At 32.2% G+C, this 3,685-nt stretch carries 8 protein-coding genes; 1 reads left to right on the top strand and 7 read right to left on the bottom strand.

What is annotated here, in order from left to right; all coding sequences use genetic code 11:
• The 4 genes from BMY82_RS09265 to BMY82_RS09255 all read right to left on the bottom strand — a co-directional run.
• Positions 1–292 (bottom strand): single-stranded DNA-binding protein (locus BMY82_RS09265; RefSeq protein ID WP_091976270.1); only part of this gene is annotated, 292 nt, incomplete at its 3' end.
• A gap of 12 nt (positions 293–304) precedes the next feature.
• A complete protein-coding gene (locus BMY82_RS09525) occupies positions 305–454 on the bottom strand; it encodes a hypothetical protein (protein ID WP_180366779.1) in 150 nt (49 codons plus the stop codon).
• A gap of 1 nt (position 455) precedes the next feature.
• On the bottom strand, positions 456–695 hold the full coding sequence (locus BMY82_RS09260; RefSeq protein ID WP_091976268.1) for a hypothetical protein: 240 nt from the start codon (positions 693–695) through the stop codon (positions 456–458).
• 18 nt (positions 696–713) lie between these two features.
• A complete protein-coding gene (locus BMY82_RS09255) occupies positions 714–1,082 on the bottom strand; it encodes a RusA family crossover junction endodeoxyribonuclease (RefSeq protein WP_091976267.1) in 369 nt (122 codons plus the stop codon).
• 81 nt (positions 1,083–1,163) lie between these two features.
• Here BMY82_RS09255 and BMY82_RS09250 point away from each other — a divergent pair, with 81 nt between their 5' ends.
• Positions 1,164–1,712 (top strand): hypothetical protein, encoded by a 549-nt coding sequence (locus BMY82_RS09250; protein WP_091976266.1) that lies wholly within the window; start codon positions 1,164–1,166, stop codon positions 1,710–1,712.
• Here the strand turns inward: BMY82_RS09250 and BMY82_RS09245 are convergent.
• The 3 genes from BMY82_RS09245 to BMY82_RS09235 form a co-directional block, all read right to left on the bottom strand.
• Positions 1,689–2,531 (bottom strand): phage replisome organizer N-terminal domain-containing protein, encoded by an 843-nt coding sequence (locus BMY82_RS09245; protein WP_091976265.1) that lies wholly within the window; start codon positions 2,529–2,531, stop codon positions 1,689–1,691. The genes BMY82_RS09250 and BMY82_RS09245 overlap by 24 nt on opposite strands.
• A gap of 16 nt (positions 2,532–2,547) precedes the next feature.
• Positions 2,548–3,444, bottom strand: a complete 897-nt coding sequence (bet, locus tag BMY82_RS09240; protein ID WP_180366778.1) for a phage recombination protein Bet — start codon at positions 3,442–3,444, stop codon at positions 2,548–2,550.
• A gap of 14 nt (positions 3,445–3,458) precedes the next feature.
• The coding region (locus tag BMY82_RS09235; RefSeq protein ID WP_180366777.1) for a siphovirus Gp157 family protein at positions 3,459–3,685 on the bottom strand (227 nt) is incomplete at its 5' end.

The raw sequence follows: 3,685 nt of genomic DNA, 5'->3' as shown, positions 1-3,685 counted from the left end.
TCCCAGATACTTTGGTAAAGATTCTTTTCTCTCCACCTTGAGTTTCATATCTATCTACCCTAATTGCTCCTTGAACTGCCACTAATTTCCCTTTAGCTATATAATTAGATGTGTACTCAGCGGGTTTTCCAATTATTTCTACTGGTATAAAATCTGTAGTTACAGATCCATCCCTGTTCTTATAATCTCTATCTATAGCTAACGTGAATGTAGCTACTGGGGTTCCTGAACCTTGTATATACTTTAAATCTGGTTCTTTTGTAAGTCTTCCTATTAAAACAACACTATTTATACTCATATTCCCTTATTTTACCTCCACTTTTTTTATATCTTTCTCATGTACATAGTCATAGAATCCCCATAACAAAACCATATCCCCATATACCCTTCTTACTCTTCTAACGGTTTGTGGATTTTGTATATATATAACTAAATCTCCTACTTTATATTTCATATCAATGCCACCTTTCATAACATTTATACTTAAATAATCTACAACTTAAAATCTTATATCCTAATTTTTTATAAATAAGGTCTTCTGTAAATTTCAATTTTATACTATCTCTTACTACACTAAGTTCTTCATAATAGATGCTTAAAGAGAATTCAATATCCTCTCTAAACACCGTTATTTCTAAATTATCCCCTGAGTCTATAGCGTTATCTATTACTTTTAACAACTCATTTTTATTCATCTATTTCCTCCCTAATGACTATTTGACTTTTTCTATAAAAATCTCCACCCTTGGATTATCTTTGTCATATAGCACTCTAGATCCATCATGGCTTACTATTATCTTACTGTTGTCATCTTCCAATACATTACAATCTACTAGTATGTCATTGGTTGCATTAAGTAAGTTCGTTAGATCTACTCTATGTCTTGTTGGCATATAATACAAAGCTTTAAGGTTAACAGGATAATCTATTCCTATTCTGTATTTGCCCGCTATCTGCCTTTTACAGTCCTTTTCATATGCTACAAACTGCTTTGACGGTAATAAATATGGTCTTTTGCCATTTGTTATTATTCTTCCGCTATTTTTCTTTGTGATTGGTTTTCCATATAATGTAATCTTCACTATTCTTTTTCCCCCGTTCCTAAATTAGATTTATGATATAATAATATTATTATTAATAAATAATATTTTAAGGAGGCTTATATGAATCAGTCATTTCTCATTTTTGCAGTATCATCTGTCATTGTTCCTGTTATAGTTGGTTCCATTTCCGCCTATATAACAAATAAAATTCAAGAAAGAAGTGAAAAAACAAAACAGAGAAAAGATAGGCTTTATGAAAAATTCATTAATTTTTATCTCCCATTTATTGATATCTATAATTTAAACGTTTGGGGAGCCTATGACTTTACCGACTTCCCAAAAGAATTACAACTAACATTTTTCAGTCTTGTTGTAAAGTATGAAAACAAATATTCTGATGAAAATCTTCAAGAATTAATTTTTTGTTTTCGTGGAGCTTATCACTATCTTTTTTCAGAAAAGTATATTGATGATTTACAAGATGTAAACCACTGTAAAGATGAATTAAATGAGGCTTTTTCTAACCTTTATTTTGAAATTTACAATAGACTTTTATCTGCAAAGAAAGAACTTGGATACCAGACTCCTATTATTCCTTTAGCTTTCGTTCTAAACTGCTCTACTGCTGTTCTGTCTGCCACTAAATCACCTTCTTTGACTTCTCATTAGCTTATTCAGATTTTCCGCTGAATACTGACCATTTCCATCCATATCAAAGTTATGAAATTTAGTTTTATATTGTTTCTTGCATTGCTTTGGCTTAACTGTTAAATCCCATTGTTCTTTTAGCATCTTTACTAAGTATCCAAAGTCTGACTTAATGTCTTTACCCTGCTGCTGCATATAGTCAATGCTTTTTTTAAGATATTCTACTTTGTTACCATTACTTTTTATCGCTTGCAGTATTGTTAATCGTTCACCTTCTGTTAGATTATAGTTATCCACAATTTTTTGTATATATATATTAATATCTTTATCTAATTCTTTATCTATATCTATATCTAGTACCTGTGACGTAACGTTATTTTCTGCGTTACTTATAACGTTATGCGTAACGTTACTATCTGTAATCTGTTCAGTTTTTTTACTATTCTCTATCTTTTTTTGCTTTTCTCTATATCTTCTCTGCCTTTCTGCATTTTGTTCTCTTATTTTATCCATTCCGATTACATTTTGATGTTTCTCCCAATTTGTAATCATTATTGTGTGATCTCCTTCTATTTCTATCATTCCATATGCTTCGAATGTCTTTATTGCAAGCTGTACTGTTTTAAGTGGCCTATTAAAGATAGATGCTAACATTTCATCAGTGAAAGGTATATTGATGTTAAATCTCACCCTTCCACCTTGATTAATCTTTCCACATAGAGTAAGCAGCTTAAACCAACAAACTATGATAGTATCCGCTTCAGGCATTATTTCTATCATTTTTATTTTTTCATCATCAAATATATCTGTGGTAATCTTTATCCATTTGACTTCTGACATTGCTTACCCCTTTCTCTTACAGCTGCATTTGCTCTTGTCCCTCAAGTTCTTTCGGTTCTCTGGGTTCTTCTGTAACTTCCGTAAACTCTGCTTCTACTATCTTTTCTTCCTGCTTATTTCTAAACTTGTCAGCATATTTACCTAACAAGTTAGCCACCTCATTGGCTTCCTCAAAAGTCAGTTGGTGTAAATCGTATCCATTACTTTGACAAAATTCCTCTAGTTTTTTTGTATCTTTAGGTTCCTCATAATTATATAGTTCACACATACTAGCTATTTTCATAATACCGTGTTTTTGTCCTAAACTTGCCATCCCTGGAACAACCTCCTTTTCCGGCAATCTATCAGGCATATTATTCATTTCTGAACTATCATATAACCCTTGGAAGTCTTCAGGAAATGCTTCCCTGAGTGCTGTTACTAATGCACATTTTCTAATCATTACGCATGGCATTGATTTCCATGTGCTCTGTGATTTTGAGTACTCTTCTAAGCTTACTACAGACTTTATAGGGAATTGTTGCCCTTCTACGTAAACTTCACACCAACCACCTACCAACTCCTCTCCTTTTAGCTTTAAACTTCCTTCTCGTTCATCTATTTTCCCTTCTGCATTTGTTACTACTATCCCAGCTTTCATGCCTTTGTATGCTGGATTTCTATAAGCCCTTTTTACAAATACATCTTTCCCTACTACAATATTTGCAGGACTATTCCCAAACTTGATTAAGTAAGCCTCTCGAATAAAGGGGTTAAGATGTTGTGCTTTACACAATTCTATAAACATCATTACTTCCTGATCTGTTACTGCTCCATTACCTGATACTAAGTAATTTTTTACTGTTTCAGCAGTAAGCACCTGCCCACTTTCCAATTGGTAACTTGTTTCCATTAATGCGTTTATTTTAGTCATTTTTCTAACTCCCCCTATCTAATATTCAAATTATAATTTTCCACTAGCTCTACTCCATCTATTTCTATACCTTGTTTTAGCGCTTTCTTCAGCTCTGTTCTATTAGCCTCTACAATTGTTTTTATACGTTTGTATTCATCTGGTAATGTATTTATATCTGCACTTATTTCAACTGCTTTAGAAGTTCTTATTGCTAGTTTTCCAATGCTTGTTTCTATCTTCTTTTTATCCAACTCAATTA

Origin of the sequence: Peptostreptococcus russellii, from assembly GCF_900110295.1 — a bacterium.
Taxonomy (GTDB): Bacteria; Bacillota; Clostridia; order Peptostreptococcales; family Peptostreptococcaceae; genus Peptostreptococcus; species Peptostreptococcus russellii_A.
The sequence above is the reverse complement of the archived record's forward strand: the minus strand, read 5'-3'. Positions and strand labels throughout refer to the sequence as shown.